Below are 16,163 nucleotides of genomic sequence, written 5' to 3' on the forward strand. Positions count from 1 at the left end.
GGGTCTGCAGCGGCGTACAGCCAGAATTGCTGGTCGTTAACCCGAATCACTGTCTCGTCGAGCGCGATCTGATTCGGAGACCGACCAGATTCTGGCTGTAGATCGGCTTTCTGGACCCAATCGTGGATCGCTTTCCGACTCCGGTCGACACCCAGATCCTCGAGTAGATCGGTGGTATTCGACAGCGAGAGCCCCGCAACGTGCGATTGAATACCGAGCGCCATCGCCGGCTCGGGTGTCCGCTCGCGCTCCACAAAATCCAAATCTATCCAGTCTCTACGACCGGTGAGGCGGGCGATTTCTGGCATAGGCACCAAGAAATCACACCGCCTCGCTTTTCACGCTTAACTAAACACCGCCCCGCCGGATAGTGGCAAGATTTAACACCCGATCGACGGTCGGTTGAAGTATGCTCCCGCTGCAGGCGACCCGCGAGACGTTCTGGACGATCTCCCCGACGGGCAAGGCCGTCTTCTACGTGCTGGCGACCGTCGCGATCCTCGTGCTCGCGTACGGCGTCTACGCGCGCTTCGCCCGGTACGCCGCCGGGCGCGAGGCCTCGGTCGACCGGCTCTCGGACCTGCCCGGCCGGATCGTGGCGGCGACGCGGATCGTGGCGACCAACCGCAAACAGTTCGACCGTGACCGCTATGCGGGGGTGATGCACACCTTCGTCCTCTGGGGCTTTCTCGTCCTCCTGATGGCGACGACGATCCTCTTCATCGATATGGACCTGTACGGTCCGCTCACCGGCAACTCCTTCTGGACCGGCGAGTTCTACCTGGCCTACCAGTTCGTCGTCGACGCGTTCGGGCTCCTGTTCGTCGTCGGCGTCGGGATGGCGCTGTGGCGCCGCTACTGGACGCACAACGCGCGGCTGTGGGGCAAACACACCTCCCTCGAGGACGACGCGTTCGTCTGGTCGCTGTTCCTGCTCGGGATCGGCGGCTTCATCGCGGAGGCGGTCGCGATCATCGGCCAGCCCGATCGGGCGACCGAATCGGTCAGCTTCATCGGCCTCACGATGGCGACCGGCCTTGAGGCGGCCGGCCTCACGCCCGAGCTGGCGGCCGCGATCTACCCGATCATCTGGTGGCAGCACGCCCTGCTCGCGCTCGCGTTCGTCGCGTGGATCCCCTACGCCAAGCCGTTCCACATGCTCTCGTCGTTCGCGAACGTGGTGGCTCGCGACGAGCAGGCCGGCGCACGCCTGCCGAACGTCCCCGCCGACCTCGACCACACGAGCGCCGAGTCGCTCGACGACTTCACCTGGAAGGAGCTGCTCGACCAGGACGCCTGCACGAAATGCGGCCGGTGTTCCTCCGTCTGTCCCGCGAACGCGTCCGGGCGCAACCTCGACCCCCGCGACGTGATCCTCGACCTGAAGGCGTACCGCGAATCCGTCGCGGACGACCCCGTGATCGGTCGGTCGCCGGACGCGGTCCCGCCCCGAGCCGACGAGCTGGACGACGGCGCGGTCGCCGACGGCGGCAGCGCGACCGCGGAGACGGTGCCGATCGTCGCCGAGGAGGGCGGCGTGATCGCCGCGGAGTCGATGGAGTCGTGTATGGCCTGTATGGCCTGTATGGACGCCTGCCCCGTCGACATCGAGCATCTCACCTCGTTCACCCGGCTCAACCGCCAGCTCACCGACGAAGGGGCGCTCGACCCGAACCTCCAGGACGTCTTCCAGGACGTGATGAGCACGGGCAACACCTTCGGCGACTCCCCGGACGCCCGCGGCGACTGGGCCGACGAGCTCGAGTTCGAGATCGACGACGCCCGCGAGACCGAGGTGGAGTACCTCTGGTACGTCGGCGACTACCCGAGCTACGACGACCGCAATAAAAAGGTCGCCCGCGCGCTCGCGCGACTGTTCGAGCACGCGGACGTCGAGTTCGGGATCCTCTTCGACGACGAGAAGTACGACGGCAACGACGTCCGCCGGATCGGCGAGGAGTTCCTCTACCTCGAGCTGGCCGGCCACCACGTCGAGACGTTCGAGGAGTGCGAGTTCGAGACGATCGTCTGTACCGACCCGCACTCGTACAACACGATGAAAAACGAGTATCCCGAGCTCGACTTCGAGGAGTTCGCGGACGACCCGATGATGCCCTTCGAGTACGACGAGCGGTGGAACGCCGACGGCGAGATCGACGTGAAACACTGGACGCAGGTCGTCGAGGAGCTCGTGACCGACGGCCGCCTCGGGCTCTCGGGCGACGAGCTCGACTACACGGTGACCTACCACGACCCGTGTCACCTCGGCCGGTACAACGACGAGTACGAGGCCCCCCGCGAGCTGATCCGCGCCACCGGCGCCGACCTGCGGGAGATGCCGCGCTCGCGGTCGGATTCGTTCTGCTGTGGCGGCGGCGGGGGCGGACTCTGGATGGAACACGACGAGGAGACGAAACCCAGCGAGGAGCGGCTCCGCGAGGCGCTCGAGGACACCGACGCCGGCGCCGCCGTCGAGAAGTTCGTCGTCGCCTGTCCGATGTGTACCACGATGTTCGAGGACGGCCGCAAGACCGGCAACTTCGAGGACGACATCGAGGTCGTCGACGTGGCGGAGCTGCTCCTCGAGGCCCTCGAGACCGCGGGGAAACTCCCCGACGCGTCCGCGAGCGAGGTCGCGGCCGATGACGAGGCGGCCGACGGCAGCGGTCCGGCCGCGGCGGACTGAGCCGTCCCGTTCTTCGCCGAGCCGTCCCGTTCTTCGCCGAGCCGTCCCGTTCTTCGCCGAGCCGTCCCGTTTGGTCGAGCCGTCTACGCCTCGACGATCGTCGCGATCCGGTCGATCGCCGTGTCGATGGCCTCGCGGTCGACGTCGAGGTGCGTCGTGAACCGGACCGTGTGCTCGGCGAACTCCACGCCGCCGATCCCGGCGTCCGTGCACGCCTCGAGGAACGACGCGGCGGTGCGTCCCGTCCCCGACACGTCGACGACCACGATGTTCGTCTCGGGATCGGCCGCCGCCAGCCCATCGAGGTCGTCGAGCCCGCGCGCCAGCCGGGTCGCGTTCGCGTGGTCGTCGGCCAGCCGGTCGACGTTCTCCAGCGCGCACAGCCCGGGCGCGGCGATCAGCCCGGCCTGGCGCATCCCCCCGCCGAACAGCTTGCGGACGCGGCGTGCCTCCTCGATGAACGGTTCCGTCCCGGCGAGCACGGAGCCGACCGGTGCCCCGAGCCCCTTCGAGAGGCAGACCATCACGCTGTCGACCGTCTCCACCAGTTCGGACGCGGGGGCGTCGAGCGCGACCGCCGCGTTGAACAGCCGCGCGCCGTCGACGTGGACGGGCACGTCGTGGTCGTGGGCGACCGCCGCGGCCTCGTCGATCCGCGCCTTCGGGATCGCCCTGCCGCCGCGGTAGTTGTGCGTGTTCTCCAACGTGAGGAGGCCGGTTCCGGGACGGTGGAGGTCGCGGTCGATCAGTCCCGATTGTATCTGTTCCGGCGTCGGAACGCCCCGTTCGCCGGCGTCGATCGGCCGTGTCTGGGCCCCCGAGAGTGCGGCCGCGCCGCCCAGCTCCCACCGGTAGATGTGCGACTCCGCCTCAAGCAGCACCTCGTCGCCGGGGTTCGTGTGGACCTGGACGGCGATCTGGTTGCCCATCGTCCCCGACGGAACGTAGAGGGCCGCCTCCGTTCCGAGCGTCTCGGCGACGCGACGCTCGAGCTCGTTCACCGTCGGGTCCCCGCGGTAGACGTCGTCGCCGACCTCGGCGGTCGCGGCCGCCTCGCGCATCCCGGCGGAGGGCCGCGTCACCGTGTCCGACCGGAGGTCGACGTCGAGATCCGGTTCCGGTTCCATATCGATCGGTTCGCGTACACGGGCTTATCGATGCCGGCTCGTCTCCGATCGGCGTCGACTCACTCGACGTCGGAACACGACCGAATCCGGCCCCAGATCGAACGTCGGTCGGCGACGAACCGGTATCCACGCTCGCGGAGCCGCTCCCAGAACGGGAGTCGACGCGCCGCGTTCATCGCGCGCCGCCAGCCCGGGCCGAACCGGGCGACCACGCGCTCGAGCGCCTCGCCGCAGGAGTAGACGGCGTCGTCGGTCAGGAGGTGCATACAGGACTCGTACGCCGCCGGGAGCCGTGCGCGCTGGTCCGGCGAGAGCTCCGCGAACCCGACCGGCTCGAACTCGCCGTGGCGCAACGCGATCCGGACGCACCACTTACAGAAGCCACAATCGTCGTCGTAGACCAGGCGTGGCGTCGCCATACCGGCAGGTTGGACGCGGCTCGGTTTGGCGCTTTGGGTCGGGAGCAGCCCGTCGTCGCCGACGCGGGTGCCGAGTCGGGCGCGGGTGCCGAGTCGGCGGTCACCCGCGAACCGCGCGAACGACGAGGTAGACGAACGGCGTGTCGACGACCGCGATCAACAGCTTCAGCAGGTACTGCCCGAGGATCAGCGAGACGACGACCGCGGTCGGCAGCGTGACCCCGATCCCGAGGACGGTCGGCGCGAACACGAACGCCACCCCGACGAAGATCACCGTGTCGATCGCCTGGCTCGTCGCGGTCGAGACCAGGTTGCGCAGCCAGAGGTGGGCGCCGTCGGTCCGGTCGCGGAGCGCGTGGAAGACGATCACGTCCCAGTTCTGGCTCACCAGATACGCCAGCAGGCTGCCGGCCACGACGTTCGTCGCCGGGGCAAGCGCCGCCGCGAACGTCGCGGCGAACTCCGGGTCGTCGGCCGGCGCGGCGATCGTCGACCAGACGAGCGCCAGCACGACGAAGTTCATCGCGAACGCGACGTTCACCATCACCTGCGCCGCCCGCCGGCCGTACAGCTCGGCGTAACAGTCGGAGGCGAAGAACGTGAGCGCGTACGCCAGCGCCGCGCCCGGCAGCGCGATCTCCGGACCCACGGCCGGCAGCGTGACCGGTAGCGGGATCGCGAGGATCTTCGCGGCGGTCAGCTGTGCGGTCACGAGCGCGGTCACGAACAGCGCCAGGAGACCCACCTGCCCGATCGCCGCGGTGCTGGTCGGATCCGCGTTCGTGCCGGCCACGCCGGACGACGGTCCCGAGTTACGCATCGCTCGCCCCGTCTCCCGAGCCGTCGGCCTTCGAATCGGCGGATTCCGAGCCGGGATTCGCGTCCGCGGATTCCGGGCCGGCGTTCGCGTCAACGGGCCCCGAGTCGGCGTTCGCGTCAACGGGCCCCGAGTCGGCGTCCGTCTCGAGCCGCCCGTGTCGCTCGTCGATCTCGTCGAGCCGGTCCAGCGTCTTTCGGATCGACGCCCGGACCGCGTCGCTGCGGTTCACGAACTTGCCGTCGTCGCCGACGTGTCGATCGAGGTCGTTCAACAGCTCCTCCGGGATGTCCACGCTCACCTTGGGCATACTGAGTTCCTGTCCGTCGCTCGGCGTCCTGCAGTTAAGTATTCTTCCAAGAAGGCTTGAGGATTATCACCCGCCTCCGTCCGCCGGCCTCGATCCGGTCGTTCCGCGCCGACCTCGATCCGGTCGTCCCGCCGGGGACACGTTTTTAGCTCTCTGCCCCGTTTTCCCGCCACTATGGACGAGAAAACCGCGGAACTCCGGGAGCTGTTCGTCGACGCGACCGGCTCGGAGACGGTCACCGAGGGTCAGGCGGCCGACCGCGGATCCCTGCTCGACCGCGACGACGCGACGGTCGGGGAGCGGCTCGCCGAGCTGATCGCGACGATGCGCGACCGGTACGGCTTCTCGACGTCCCTCCCCGACGCCGCCTACGAGCGCGTCGTCCGGGGCCACTTCACCGACGAGGCCGACGCCGCCATCGCGGCGGCGATCGGCGACGACGAGTCGATCGATCTCGGCGAGGGCACTGACGTCGATGAGGGTACTGACGTCGACGAGGATACTGACGTCAACGAGGATACTGACGTCGACGGGAGGGACGTCTTCCGCGCGCGAATGGATCTCCACCTCGTCACCGACGCCGACCGCGAGGCGCCGTTCGCGTACGACGAGCTGAAGCGGCTCGTCCTCGCGGGCGCCACGGACGAGGAGCTGGCCGCCGAGCTGTCGAGCGACCCCGAGACGGTCCGGCGGTACCGCCGCGCCGCCGCGGCCGACGTCGCCTCGATGCGGGCGAATCACCGCTTCCGCGACGAGTTCCGCGACCTCCTCACCGACGCCGACATCGAGCGCTCGCTCGCCGCCGACGCCCGCGAGGACGGGCTGCGCGAGGCCGCCGAGGACATCGAGACCGACGTCTCCTTTTAAGCGACTTCCGTTCAACTTACCCCTTCCGAGCGCCCGAACCGGACGACCGAGCGCTCGATGGGTCCGACCGTTTATACCGGAACACGCCGCAGACGGCCCGTGCCCGACACCGACCCCCCAGCCACCACGGTCGCCGATGCCGCGGCCGCGGTGCCGACGAGCGACGCTACGCAGTCGTCCGATGCCGTCGATCCGACCTCGACCGAGGCCACGCAGTCGTCGGCCGACCGGTCGACCCGTATCCCGTCGGGATCGGTCGCCTTCGGCGACCTGACGCGCGCCGCCTACTGCCCGCGCCAGCTCTACTACGCGCGACGGGAGCCGGACCGATCGATCCCCGACGCACAGCGGTCCCGGATCGATCTCGCGTTCCGGTATCCGGAGTTGGTCACGGCGGACGATGCCGCCCTGTCCGACCGTCCGATCGATCCCTCGCCGACAGTCTATCGTGAACGGCTTCGAACGCTCCGCGATGGCGGCTGTCGCGAGCGGTTCGGCGTTCCGTGGCGGTCGCTCGCGAACCCGGACCGGACGCGGGCGTTCCTGGTCGGCCGGTCCTGTCACGGGATCGCGCACAAGGTGCTCTCCGGGGATGAGGCCGTCGTCACTCAGTCCGGTGATCACGAGGTCGGCTCGTCCGTCGATGACGCCGGCGATGCCGATGCCGGCGATCCGCCGATACCGTGCCTCGTCTCGCCCGGAACGCCCCCGGAACGGGGCGTCTGGGAGCCGCAGACCGTTCGCGCGGTCGCGATCGCCAAGGCGCTCGCCTGGGAACGGGAGCGGGAGATCCCCCGCGTTCTCGTCGAGTATCCGGCGGTCGGCGTCGTTCGTGAGGTTTCGCTGACGGTCCGGACGACGGCCGCCTACCGACGCGCCCTGCGGACCGCCCGCGGGATCGACGGGCCGCCGCCGCGGGTCTCGGACGACCGGTGTCCGCCCTGCGAGTATCGGGACCGGTGCGGCACCGAGACGCGGTCGCTGCGTTCCCGGCTGGGATTGTAGCGACGGACCGACGGAGTTCCCGATATCGATCGTTCCGCTATCGGTCCTCGAGCCACGCCGCGATCGCGTCCGCGTTGGCGCCGCGCCGGTGGATCGTCCCCGTCTCGGGTTCGACCACGGTGCTTTCGGTCCCCGGCGTCTCGCCGCCGTCGATCAGGACCGCCGCGGCGTCACGGATCTCCGGCCCGAGCTCCTCGAGCCGGCGAACGCTGCCCGTTCCCGATCGGTTCGCGCTCGTGGCGGTGATCGGCCCGGCCGCGTCACACAACGCGAGCGCGATCGGGTGGTCGGGGATCCGGATCCCGACTCGGTCGCGGCCGGCGGTGAGCACGTCCGGGACGGTCGCCCCTCGCTCGACGATCACGGTGACCGGGCCGGGGAGAAACTCGCGGAGACAGGCCGCCTCCAGCTCGGTCGGCCGCGTGTGTTCCAGCGCCGCCTCGACGCTGCCGACGCCGAACGAGAGCGGCTTCGACCGGTCGCGACCCTTCGCCTCGAAGACGCGCTCGACGGCGTCCGGGTCGAGCGCGTCGGCGCCGAGCCCGTAGACCGTCTCCGTGGGATACACCACGAGATCCCCGTCCGCGACCGCAGCGGCCGCGCGGTCGATCGCCGACCGGACGTCCGCCGGGACATCCTCGCGGGCCGTTGGGGGACCCTCACGGTCCGCCGGGAGGGCCTCGTGGTCCCCCGTCCCGTCACCCCGATCCGTCCCGCTACCCCGATCCGCCGCTCCCCCGTCCGTCGTTCGTGGCTGGTCGTCCATGGCTGTCTCAGGCGGTCAGGTCGTCGATCGCCTCGCCGACCGCGTCGTAGGGCGGGAACTCGGGATGCTCGTCGGCCACCCACGCGTAGCGGACGGTTCGGTCCTCGTCGATCGCGAAGACGGCGGGCCTGGCGTCGACGATCCCCGCCATCCCGTCGAGGTCGTTCGTGACTCCGTACTCCTCGAGAACCGACGCGCCGGGATCGGAGAACAGCCGGGCATCGACGTCCCGCTCCGAAAGCAGCGTTCCGTGCTCGTAGGGCGTCGAGATCCCGATCCCGACGACGTCGATCGCGTCGGTCCAGCCGCGGTCGGCGATCTCCTTCCAGATGTACGTCGCCGGGAAGGCGCCGTCCATCGGGTAGGCGACGAGCAGGACCGGGCCGTCAGCGAGGAGGCTCGACAGCGAGCGGTCCTCCCAGAACTCCGAATTGACGAGCGGGCGGGTGAAGTCCGGTGCGGTCTCGCCGACCGAGACGTGGTCGGTCTCCGGCAGCTCCACGACGTCGAACTCGACCATCTCAGGCACCTCCCTCGCCGTAAGTCGCCTCGAGGTACTCGACGATGTTCGCGCTCTCGGACATCGTCACGCCCGTGGCCTCGTCGACGATCGCGGGGACGGTTCGCGCGCCGGAGACGCGCTTGACCACGTCGCGTTCCGAATGCATCGGCTCGATGAACCGCGAGCGGTACGACAGGCCGAGCTCGTCGAGGGTACGGACGACCCGCTCACAGTACGGGCACGCCTGCAGCCGATACAGCGTGATGTCGGTCGTCTCGTCGGGCATACCCTCCGATAGGGACGCCGGAGGGGTAACCGTGTCGCCCTCGGATCGCCGACGGTCCGTCCGCGGAGCCCGGTTGCCTCGCTCGATCCTGGCGATCCGATCGTGACGACCCGGCCCCGGCCATCCGGCCCCGACCATCCGATCCTGCCGGCTCGCCCGCCCATCCGATTCCGGCGAACCGGACGTCAGACGTAATCATTTAACCGTTGCCACCCACAGGTGTAACGAGAATGGGCTTGTCGCCGAACACGCCGCTGGCCGTCGGGCTCCTCCAGATCGAGTCGGTCAGCACGACCACGTGGACGATCATCGGGTCCCTCGCGATCGTCGTGCTCCTGGGACTGTCCGCCTTCTTCTCCTCCTCGGAGATCGCGATGTTCTCGCTGCCGAAACATCGCGTCGACAACCTCGTCGAGGAGGGCGTTCGAGGGGCACGGACCGTCCAGAAGCTCCGCGAGAATCCCCACCGGCTGTTGGTGACGATCCTCGTCGGCAACAACATCGTCAACATCGCGACCTCCGCGATCGCCACGTCGATGTTCGGCTTCTACCTCTCGCAGGGACAGGCGATCGTCGCCACGACGTTCGGGATCACGGCCGTCGTGCTGCTGTTCGCCGAGACCGCGCCGAAGTCATACGCGGTCGAACACAGCGAGTCGTGGTCGCTGCGGATCGCCCGGCCCCTGCAGTACTCCGAGTGGCTGTTGCTCCCGCTGGTGATCCTCTTCGATTACCTCACCCGCGCCATCAACCGGATCACGGGCGGTCGCGCGGCGATCGAGTCGACGTACGTCACCCGCGAGGAGATCCAGAACATCATCCAGACCGGCGAGCGCGAGGGCGTCATTGAGGAGGACGAACGCGAGATGCTCGACCGCATCTTCCGGTTCAACAACACGATCGCCAAGGAGGTGATGACGCCGCGGCTCGACGTCACCGCCGTCCCGAAGTCGGCAAGCGTCGAGGAGGCGATCCAGACGTGCGTCCAGTCCGATCACGAACGCGTCCCGATCTACGAGGGGAACCTCGACAACATCGTCGGCGTCGTCACCGTTCGGGACCTCGTCCGCGAGCTCCGGTACGCCGAGGGCGAGCCCTCCCTGGAGCGCGTCGTGAAGCCGACGCTGCACGTGCCCGAGTCGAAGAACGCGGACGAGCTCCTCGAGGAGATGCAGGACAACCGGCTCCAGATGGTCATCGTCATCGACGAGTTCGGCACGACCGAGGGGATCATCACCCTCGAGGACATGGTCGAGGAGATCGTCGGCGACATCCTGGAGGGCGACGAGCCCGAGCCGATCGAGTTCATCGAGGAGAACGTCGCGATGGTCCAGGGCGAGGTCAACATCGACGAGGTCAACGAGATCCTCGGGATCGACCTCCCGGAGGGCCAGGAGTTCGAGACGCTTGCCGGCTTCGTGTTCAACCGCGCCGGCCGGCTCGTCGAGGAGGGGGAGTCGATCGCCTACGACGGGATCGACATCCGGATCGAGCGCGTCGACAACACCCGGATCATGAAGGCCCGCGTGACCGTCACCGACGAGTACGGGTCCGAGACGGTCGCCGAAGCCGACGTCGAGGAGGACGCCGCGGTCGATCAGACGCCCGAATCCGACGCGAGCTGACGAACTGACGGGCGGACCGGTCGCGTTTCCCGCTCCCCGGCGGGCACGCGGAGGCTGTCAGACCACGCCGACCGTCGCCAGCAGCCAGTACGCGCCGAAGCCGACCCCCAACGAGACCGAAAGCGACCCGACCCACGCCAACACGGTGTATCCCATCTTTCGCCTGCTGACGCCGGCCCCGCCGGCCGCGTAGCCGGCCCCGACGATCGCCGAGACGATGATCTCGTTGAACGAGACGGGGATCCCGAACGCGACCGCGGTCTGTGCGATGGCGAACGACGGAATGAGTGCCGCGATCGACCGCCGCGGCCCCATCGACGCGTAGTCCTGGGCGATCGCCTTGATCATCCGCGGCGCGCCGGTCCAGGACCCGATCAACAGCCCGGTTCCCCCGCCGACGAGGACCGCCCACAGGGGAACCGCGGCGTCGTCGAGCAGCGGGACCAGCGGCCCGATCGCCAGGCCGACCTGGGACCCGCCGGCGGAGAACGCAACGAGTCCGCCGAGCGCCAACAGGAACCGCCGCTGGCCGCCGTCCCGGTCGCGACCGATGTCGAGATAGACGGCGGTTCCGACGACCGTGGCACACGCGAGCGTCAACAGAACCGGGCCGAGGTCGATCCCGAACCACGCTCCGACCGGGAGCCCGGAACCGACCGTCCCCGCGATCGATCCCTGCTCGTCCGCGGGGCCGAGGAACGCGAACCCGATGTTGCCGAGGATGACGCCCACGATCCCGGCGAGGACCGCGGTCAGGGCCCGTTCGGAGCCCCGGTCGCTCTGGAGCGCGCGTGCGGCGACGTACGCGCTTCCGCCGCCGACGAACGGGGTGAGAACCCAGAGCGTGGCGATCTCGGCGTACTTCGCCCACGCCGGCGCCCCGCCCATCGCGAGGCCGACGCCGACGACGGCCCCAGTGACCGTGAACGCCGTCGCGATCGGATAGCCGGTGAAGACGCCGATCGCGACGAGCACGGCGGCCGTGAGCAGCGCGACGATCGCCGCGCCGGCGCTGAGCGTGACGCCGCCGATCAGCTCCGTGCCGACCGCCTCGGTGACGTTGGCTCCCTGGAGGACCGCGCCGAGGAAGCCGAGCACGCCGACCACGAGCCCCGCCCGCATCACCGAGATGGCGTTGGCGCCGACAGCCGGCGCGAACGGCGTCGATCCCGACGACCCCGCGCCGATCGCCCACGCCATGAACAGGCTCGCGAGTCCCGCGACGGCGAACGTGGCGGCGGTTTCCAGCGCCATCGCTACCGTTGTCCGTCCTCGTAGCCCTTCCGCAGGCTCAACAGCGTTCGTCGGACGAGGAGATACGCGAAGAGGAAAAACGCCGCCAACGCGATCAGCAGGCCGACGAACAGCGGATCGGGCGAGTCCATATCTGCTCCGGGCTACTTTCGGCGTGGTGTTAGGCGTTTCGACGCGCCGATCGGTCCGAGAACGGCGGTCGCAGTTCGTGGCCGCGGGCGTCGCGACTCCGGGAGAGCCGTCGCGGGACGAGGCCGAGTGACGTAGCTAAAACCGGCGTTTGTGCTTAACGCGGATATATACCCTCGGCGGCCGTTGGTTCACCCGCGACACCCGCTTCGGCCCTCCGGTCGCGGTCGTGACGCCGCGGCGCGTTCTCGCGCCGTCGGATCCGTCCGCCGCGATCACGCCCACGAACCACCACCGTCGCGAGCACGCCACGAGCCACGTCCCCCGATCACGCGTCGTGTCCACGACGCGTCCCCCGTACCCATACCGTGGTCGGGTCGGACCGACGCGGACTCGGCGTCCCCCACCCACGCACCCACCTCCACCCGCCGACCCGCCCGATCGTCCGGCCCGGTCGGACCCGTGCTCCGTCCCGACCGCCGAGCGTGGTGTCGTCACTTCTCGACGTGTTGGTCCGTGAGATCGCCGTCTCCGCCTCGCTCGTTCGCCGACGATCGCGACGTGTACCCGGCCGCGACGCCTGCGTATCCGGCCGCGACCGTCGACGAGCCGGTCGGGAGTCACCTTCGGGACGTCACTCCCGCGCCGAGTCCCCGCGAACCCGAAACCGCTCGAAGACGTCCCCCTCGGGCGTCACGAGCCGTCCCTCGAGGACGCCGTCGCCGTCGACCGACTCGAACTCCGCGTGTGCCGCCCGGTTCCCGCGCGGTTGTGCGTGACTCCCCGGATTGACGAGCGTCACGTCGCCCGCCTCGGCGACGGTCGGCCGATGGCTGTGGCCGAAGACCACGACGTCGGCCGCACGCTCGCGGCCGAACAGCGCGAGTGCCGTCCGGCCGCCGCGTTCGGTGTGGGTCACCGCGAACCTGACGCCGGCGTACTCGACGGTCCGCGCCTCGGGCAACCGGTCGCGGATCGCGGCGTCGGCGTTGTTCCCGGACACCGCGCGGAGGGTGGCCGCCTCCGCGGCGAACGCATCGAGGACCGGCTCGCGGTGGAAGTCCCCCGCGTGGATCACGACGTCCGCCTCCCGAACCGCCGTCAGCGTGCGCCCCGTGAGGCGATGGCCGTCCGTGCTATGGGTGTCGGAGACGACCGTGAGCATCGGCGGGTTCAGGCCTCCTCGTCGCCGGCGTCCCGGCTTTCCGGTTTCGCCTCCCCCGCCGTCGCCGTCCCGTCTCCGTCCTCGGGCAGCGACAGCGCGGCCAGCAGCGCCTCCAGCTGGACCTGCTCGTTGGCGCCCTCGGAGATCCGGTAGTCGGCCTCGCCGATCCGCTCCATCAGCCGGACGGCCTCGCGCTCGGAGAGGTCGAACTCCCAGACCGACCGGTGGAGCTGGTCGATCACGTCGCCGCCGGCCATCCCGGTCTCGGTGAGCAGCGTGTCCAGGGTCGCGCGCGCCTTCGAGAAGTCGCCCGAGAGCGCGTCCGTGACCATCGACTCGATCTCCTCCGGCCTGGCGGTCGCGGTGATCGCGTAGACGGCCTGTTCGTCGACGACGTCGCCGGTCGTCGCGGCCGCCTGCAGGGAGTTGATCGCGCGCCGCATGTCGCCGTTGGCCGCATACACGAGCGCGTCGACGCCCGCCTCGGTCACCTCGATCTCCTCGGCGGCGGCGATCTCCCGGACCTGGCTCGCGATCGCCTCGTCCGACAGCGGCGAGAACCGGAAGACGGCGCACCGCGACTGGATCGGATCGATGATCTTCGAGGAGTAGTTACACGAGAGGATGAACCGGGTGTTGTCGGAGAACTGCTCCATCGTCCGCCGAAGCGCTGACTGGGCGTCATCGGTGAGAGAGTCGGCCTCATCAAGGAATATTAGCCGGTGGTCGTACCCGCCGAACGACGAGCGCGCGAAGTTCTTGATCCGATCCCGGACCACGTCGATCCCGCGCTGGTCGGAGGCGTTGAGCTCGAGGAAGTTCCCGCGCCAGTCGTCGCCGTAGATCTCGCGAGCGATCGCCGTTGCCGAGGTGGTTTTTCCAACACCTGCTGGGCCTGAAAAAAGCAGGTGCGGCAGGTCGTCCTGCTCGATGTAGCTTTCGAGCCGCTCCACGATGTCCTCGTGGCCGTGGATGTCCGAGAGGGTCTGCGGTCGATACTTCTCGATCCAGATCTCCCGGCCGGTCGCGGTCGCGGCGTCCGCGTCCGACGTTCCTGTCTCGGTATCGGTGTCCGACGTCCCCGCCTCAGCATCCGTGTCCGACGCCCCGGCCTCGGCGTCCGTCGGCTCCTCGGGCTCGCTCATACGATGGACCACCGCCGGCAGGGTCATAAACGAACCGAGACGCCGGCTCGGCTGGCGGCCTGATCGATCGTTTCTACTACTGCCCTCAGATCGGTAGCCAACCGCCCGACAGAACGGTGAACGTCAGGAACGATCCGGCGGTCGCGAGCACGGGGACGACGTTCTGGATCACGACGACTCGGACCGACGTCTCGGGGTCGAACAGGTCGGCGGCCGCCGGGACGTCCCCGGCGTCGGCGTCGCCGATCGCGGCCGTGTCCGGCCGGTCCGCGGCGGCCGCCGGATCGCCGACCGTCGGCGACGTCTCGTCGGCGCGGAGGCCGCCGACCGAGACGCTCGTCGTGGCCTCCCCGGCGACCGCCTCGGCGACGGTGAACGTCCGGCTGGCGCGGCCCCAGCCGAGCCCGACGATCGAGGTCGTCGCGATGACGACGAAGCTCGCCGGCACCCCGAGCGCGGAGAGGCCGACCACGATCGTCGAGCTGATCACGGCCACCACGAGCGCGGCGGTCAGGGGGAGGTCGGTGATGTCGTTGCCCAGCGTGTCCATCGTCCGTCGGGCGATGGTGAGCGCGCCGACGGCGACGGCGGCCGAGCCGACCAGGATCCCGGACTCCATCCCGATGGCGCCGCTGCCGACCAGCGGCGCGATCGCGTTGGCGATGTTGCTCGTCCCCGAGCTGAACGCCATCAGACAGCCGATCGCGACGACCGCGGTGCTGCCGACCAGCTCCCGGCGCGTCGTGTTCGGGCCCGGAACCGGCCGCGGAACGTGGCCGCGCCGGTCGAGGGTGACGAGCGGTCCCTCGGAGTCCTCGATCGCGATCGCGTGCTCGATCCGGGTGTAGTAGTATCGTCCCACCACGACCGAGAGCCAGAACCCGGCCACCGGCGCGACGATCCACCACAGCAGGATCTCGCCCACGACCGCCCACGCGAGTTGGTCGGCGGCCAGGCCGAAGCCCGCGATCGCGCCGACGGCGGTCATCGACGTCGAGGCCGGCGTGCCGGTGAGGTTGCCGAGGAACAGCGCCCCGCCGATGAAGCCCAACACGAGGACGCTCACCTCGGGCGTGAACGCGCCGGGATCCCGAAGGAGGTCCGTTCCGAGCGTCTCGACGACTCGACGGCCGATCGTCCACGCGCCGAGGAAGAAGCAGCCGCTCATCAGTAGCCCGGCCGTGATCCGCCCGATCACGCCTGCGCCGACCGCGGGCCCGAACGCCGGCCCGGTCGTCGAGCCGCCGACGTTGTACGCGACGAAACAGGCCAGCACCACGCCGCCGACGAACAGCGGATCCAGCGTCGCCATCGAGATCCCCCTCCCGATCGGCCGTGAGGCGTCGATCGCCTATAAAGGAATTCGTCGCGCCCGCCGGCGAAAACGTTTGGACGATCGGGGCCGTACCCCCCGGTCGATGCAACTGCGTGGCCGACAGACCCAGTTCTACATCGACATCGTCTACGGCGTCGCCTTCCTCGCCGGCTTCGGCTACCTGATGGTCGCCGGGATGGACGCACGGGTGGCCGCCTTTTCCGGCGGGCTCGTCTTCGGATACGTCCTGCGCGTCTGGGAGAACATGACCGTCTACGAGCGCGTCCTCGAGGAACAGGTGGCCGAGAAGGCGGAGGACCGCGTCGCGGAGGAAGCCGAAGAGCGTGTCGCGGAGGAAGTCGAGGATCGCGTGGCCGAGGAGGCCGAAGACCGCGTTGCCGAGGAAGTTGAGGAACGTGTGGCTCAGGAAGCGGAGGACCGCGTCGCCGAGGAAGTCGAGGAGCGCGTAGCCGAGGAGGCAGAGGACCGTGTTGCGGCGGAAGTAGAGGAACGGGTGGCCGAGGAAGCGGAGGATCGCGTCGCCGAGGAGGCCGAACAGCAAGTGGCCGAGGAGGCCGAACAGCAAGTGGCCGAGGAGGTCGAGACGCGCGTGTCCGAGGACGTCGAGTCCGAGCTCGTCGATCGGGTCCGCGAGATCGACGCCGACCTCGCTGCGGAGCTCGCCGATCGGCTGCGCTCCGAGAACGGGTCGGCCGCCGAGTCCGGGTAGCGTCTCAACTTTGGT

Annotated in this window: 15 protein-coding genes and 3 pseudogenes; 5 read left to right on the plus strand and 13 right to left on the minus strand. The window is 69.4% G+C overall.

The genetic code is table 11. From position 1 onward, the window contains the following. Positions 1-308 (minus strand): annotated as a pseudogene (locus BLV25_RS07245) (IS6 family transposase); the annotation flags it as partial. A gap of 101 nt (positions 309-409) precedes the next feature. On the opposite strand from BLV25_RS07245, the gene BLV25_RS07250 reads away from it, so the two are divergent. Continuing rightward, a complete protein-coding gene (locus tag BLV25_RS07250) occupies positions 410-2,686 on the plus strand; it encodes a (Fe-S)-binding protein (protein WP_092731860.1) in 2,277 nt (758 codons plus the stop codon). An 83-nt stretch (positions 2,687-2,769) separates the two neighbouring features. Here the strand turns inward: BLV25_RS07250 and BLV25_RS07255 are convergent, their stop codons facing one another. The 4 genes and pseudogenes from BLV25_RS07255 to BLV25_RS07270 all read right to left on the minus strand — a co-directional run. Beyond that, positions 2,770-3,813 carry a threonine aldolase family protein gene (locus BLV25_RS07255; RefSeq protein ID WP_092731863.1) on the minus strand — a complete coding sequence of 348 codons (1,044 nt, stop codon included), beginning with the start codon at positions 3,811-3,813 and terminating at the stop codon, positions 2,770-2,772. 59 nt (positions 3,814-3,872) lie between these two features. Beyond that, a complete protein-coding gene (locus BLV25_RS07260) occupies positions 3,873-4,232 on the minus strand; it encodes a thiol-disulfide oxidoreductase DCC family protein (protein WP_021075229.1) in 360 nt (119 codons plus the stop codon). 100 nt (positions 4,233-4,332) lie between these two features. Further along, positions 4,333-5,052, minus strand: a complete 720-nt coding sequence (locus BLV25_RS07265; protein WP_092731866.1) for a queuosine precursor transporter — start codon at positions 5,050-5,052, stop codon at positions 4,333-4,335. Positions 5,053-5,188: 136 nt separating this feature from the next. Continuing rightward, a pseudogene (locus BLV25_RS07270) lies at positions 5,189-5,359 on the minus strand (ribbon-helix-helix domain-containing protein); the annotation flags it as partial. 174 nt (positions 5,360-5,533) lie between these two features. On the opposite strand from BLV25_RS07270, the gene BLV25_RS07275 reads away from it, so the two are divergent. Further along, positions 5,534-6,226 carry a hypothetical protein gene (locus BLV25_RS07275; protein ID WP_092731869.1) on the plus strand — a complete coding sequence of 231 codons (693 nt, stop codon included), beginning with the start codon at positions 5,534-5,536 and terminating at the stop codon, positions 6,224-6,226. Positions 6,227-6,466: 240 nt separating this feature from the next. After that, positions 6,467-7,231, plus strand: a complete 765-nt coding sequence (locus tag BLV25_RS07280; RefSeq protein ID WP_092732451.1) for a CRISPR-associated protein Cas4 — start codon at positions 6,467-6,469, stop codon at positions 7,229-7,231. Between the two features lie 37 nt (positions 7,232-7,268). On the opposite strand, the gene BLV25_RS07285 is transcribed toward BLV25_RS07280, so the two are convergent. The 3 genes from BLV25_RS07285 to BLV25_RS07295 form a co-directional block, all read right to left on the minus strand. Beyond that, positions 7,269-7,841 carry an L-threonylcarbamoyladenylate synthase gene (locus tag BLV25_RS07285; RefSeq protein ID WP_092732454.1) on the minus strand — a complete coding sequence of 191 codons (573 nt, stop codon included), beginning with the start codon at positions 7,839-7,841 and terminating at the stop codon, positions 7,269-7,271. 163 nt (positions 7,842-8,004) lie between these two features. Next, complete coding sequence (locus BLV25_RS07290; protein ID WP_092731872.1) at positions 8,005-8,517, minus strand: redoxin domain-containing protein; 513 nt, start codon at positions 8,515-8,517, stop codon at positions 8,005-8,007. 1 nt (position 8,518) lies between these two features. Then, positions 8,519-8,785: a glutaredoxin family protein gene (locus BLV25_RS07295; RefSeq protein WP_021075222.1), complete on the minus strand. Its 267-nt coding sequence runs from the start codon at positions 8,783-8,785 to the stop codon at positions 8,519-8,521. A 230-nt stretch (positions 8,786-9,015) separates the two neighbouring features. Here BLV25_RS07295 and BLV25_RS07300 point away from each other — a divergent pair, with 230 nt between their 5' ends. Further along, positions 9,016-10,410 (plus strand): hemolysin family protein, encoded by a 1,395-nt coding sequence (locus BLV25_RS07300; RefSeq protein WP_021075221.1) that lies wholly within the window; start codon positions 9,016-9,018, stop codon positions 10,408-10,410. A 57-nt stretch (positions 10,411-10,467) separates the two neighbouring features. On the opposite strand, the gene BLV25_RS07305 is transcribed toward BLV25_RS07300, so the two are convergent. The 5 genes and pseudogenes from BLV25_RS07305 to BLV25_RS07320 all read right to left on the minus strand — a co-directional run bounded on the left by BLV25_RS07305 (position 10,468) and on the right by BLV25_RS07320 (position 15,415). Beyond that, a complete protein-coding gene (locus tag BLV25_RS07305) occupies positions 10,468-11,664 on the minus strand; it encodes an inorganic phosphate transporter (RefSeq protein WP_021075220.1) in 1,197 nt (398 codons plus the stop codon). Positions 11,665-11,666: 2 nt separating this feature from the next. Further along, positions 11,667-11,795 carry a DUF7859 family protein gene (locus BLV25_RS17825; protein WP_021075219.1) on the minus strand — a complete coding sequence of 43 codons (129 nt, stop codon included), beginning with the start codon at positions 11,793-11,795 and terminating at the stop codon, positions 11,667-11,669. 632 nt (positions 11,796-12,427) lie between these two features. Beyond that, complete coding sequence (locus BLV25_RS07310) at positions 12,428-12,958, minus strand: metallophosphoesterase (RefSeq protein ID WP_021075218.1); 531 nt, start codon at positions 12,956-12,958, stop codon at positions 12,428-12,430. Positions 12,959-13,035: 77 nt separating this feature from the next. Further along, positions 13,036-14,103 (minus strand): annotated as a pseudogene (locus BLV25_RS07315) (replication factor C small subunit); the annotation flags it as partial. Between the two features lie 85 nt (positions 14,104-14,188). Then, positions 14,189-15,415, minus strand: a complete 1,227-nt coding sequence (locus BLV25_RS07320; RefSeq protein ID WP_092731875.1) for an inorganic phosphate transporter — start codon at positions 15,413-15,415, stop codon at positions 14,189-14,191. Positions 15,416-15,521: 106 nt separating this feature from the next. Between BLV25_RS07320 and BLV25_RS17325 the strand changes: the two genes are divergently transcribed. Further along, a complete protein-coding gene (locus BLV25_RS17325; RefSeq protein WP_176819450.1) occupies positions 15,522-16,148 on the plus strand; it encodes a hypothetical protein in 627 nt (208 codons plus the stop codon). The last annotated feature ends 15 nt before the right edge of the window (positions 16,149-16,163 follow it).

It is taken from the genome of Halopenitus persicus (assembly GCF_900107205.1).
In the GTDB taxonomy this organism is placed as follows: Archaea; Halobacteriota; Halobacteria; order Halobacteriales; family Haloferacaceae; genus Halopenitus; species Halopenitus persicus.

What these genes read in the sequence shown, in the direction of transcription:
- BLV25_RS07250 (WP_092731860.1), top strand. Translation starts at nt 410, where the DNA reads ATGCTCCCGCTGCAGGCGACCCGCGAGACGTTCTGGACGATCTCCCCG.
- BLV25_RS07255 (WP_092731863.1), bottom strand. Translation starts at nt 3,813, where the DNA reads ATGGAACCGGAACCGGATCTCGACGTCGACCTCCGGTCGGACACGGTG.
- BLV25_RS17325 (WP_176819450.1), top strand. Translation starts at nt 15,522, where the DNA reads ATGCAACTGCGTGGCCGACAGACCCAGTTCTACATCGACATCGTCTAC.
- BLV25_RS07295 (WP_021075222.1), bottom strand. Translation starts at nt 8,785, where the DNA reads ATGCCCGACGAGACGACCGACATCACGCTGTATCGGCTGCAGGCGTGC.
- BLV25_RS07310 (WP_021075218.1), bottom strand. Translation starts at nt 12,958, where the DNA reads ATGCTCACGGTCGTCTCCGACACCCATAGCACGGACGGCCATCGCCTC.
- BLV25_RS07305 (WP_021075220.1), bottom strand. Translation starts at nt 11,664, where the DNA reads ATGGCGCTGGAAACCGCCGCCACGTTCGCCGTCGCGGGACTCGCGAGC.
- BLV25_RS07300 (WP_021075221.1), top strand. Translation starts at nt 9,016, where the DNA reads ATGGGCTTGTCGCCGAACACGCCGCTGGCCGTCGGGCTCCTCCAGATC.
- BLV25_RS07265 (WP_092731866.1), bottom strand. Translation starts at nt 5,052, where the DNA reads ATGCGTAACTCGGGACCGTCGTCCGGCGTGGCCGGCACGAACGCGGAT.
- BLV25_RS07275 (WP_092731869.1), top strand. Translation starts at nt 5,534, where the DNA reads ATGGACGAGAAAACCGCGGAACTCCGGGAGCTGTTCGTCGACGCGACC.
- BLV25_RS07290 (WP_092731872.1), bottom strand. Translation starts at nt 8,517, where the DNA reads ATGGTCGAGTTCGACGTCGTGGAGCTGCCGGAGACCGACCACGTCTCG.
- BLV25_RS17825 (WP_021075219.1), bottom strand. Translation starts at nt 11,795, where the DNA reads ATGGACTCGCCCGATCCGCTGTTCGTCGGCCTGCTGATCGCGTTGGCG.
- BLV25_RS07320 (WP_092731875.1), bottom strand. Translation starts at nt 15,415, where the DNA reads ATGGCGACGCTGGATCCGCTGTTCGTCGGCGGCGTGGTGCTGGCCTGT.
- BLV25_RS07260 (WP_021075229.1), bottom strand. Translation starts at nt 4,232, where the DNA reads ATGGCGACGCCACGCCTGGTCTACGACGACGATTGTGGCTTCTGTAAG.